The following is a 543-nucleotide window of genomic DNA, read 5'->3' as shown; positions in this document are numbered from 1 at the left end:
CGGGAGCCCGGTCGCCACCGTGCCGGGCTTCCTGGCCCTGCTGCTCGTGTCGGCGGTGGCCAACCCCCTGTGCGAGGAACGGCCACCGGCCCGGCACACGACGACCGGGTCGACGGCGCGCACACCCACCGGCGTGCGGACCGTCGACCTGACCCGTCTCACCGACGTCCGCCTGTGGACCACCTTCTCCTGCGGAGGACCCCAGCGGACCCTGATCGTCCGTGACGCGCACGGCGTACGGCTCGGCATCACCACCGCCGCCGGGCGGCGCGCCGTACGGAGGGCACTGGAACGGCGGCCGGCGGGCGCGCGTCCGAGGGTGAGCAGGGCCGCCCGTGCGCACCTCGACGGTGGCGGCCGCCCCGCCGCGCACACCGTGCCGGTGTTCCTCGCGCAGGTGACGGCCGTGTGCGCCTACGTGTTCACGCTGGTGCGGATCGGCCACGCGACCTGACCGGCACCGCCCCGCTCCCTCACGGGACGTCGGCGTCCGTGGCGGACGCGGTCACCAGCGACGCCAGCTCCTCCGGGGTCCGGGGCCCG

At 76.6% G+C, this 543-nt stretch carries 1 protein-coding gene; it reads left to right on the top strand.

All coding sequences use genetic code 11. The annotated features are described in order from the left end of the window. The coding region (locus tag B7767_RS46950) for a hypothetical protein (RefSeq protein WP_179167494.1) at nucleotides 1-454 on the top strand (454 nt) is incomplete at its 5' end. Between the last annotated feature and the right edge of the window lie 89 nt (nucleotides 455-543).

It is taken from the genome of Streptomyces sp. 13-12-16 (assembly GCF_002114215.1).
Lineage (GTDB): Bacteria > Actinomycetota > Actinomycetes > Streptomycetales > Streptomycetaceae > Streptomyces.
Note: the sequence above shows the minus strand (reverse complement) of the source record. Positions and strands in the feature narration are given on the sequence as shown.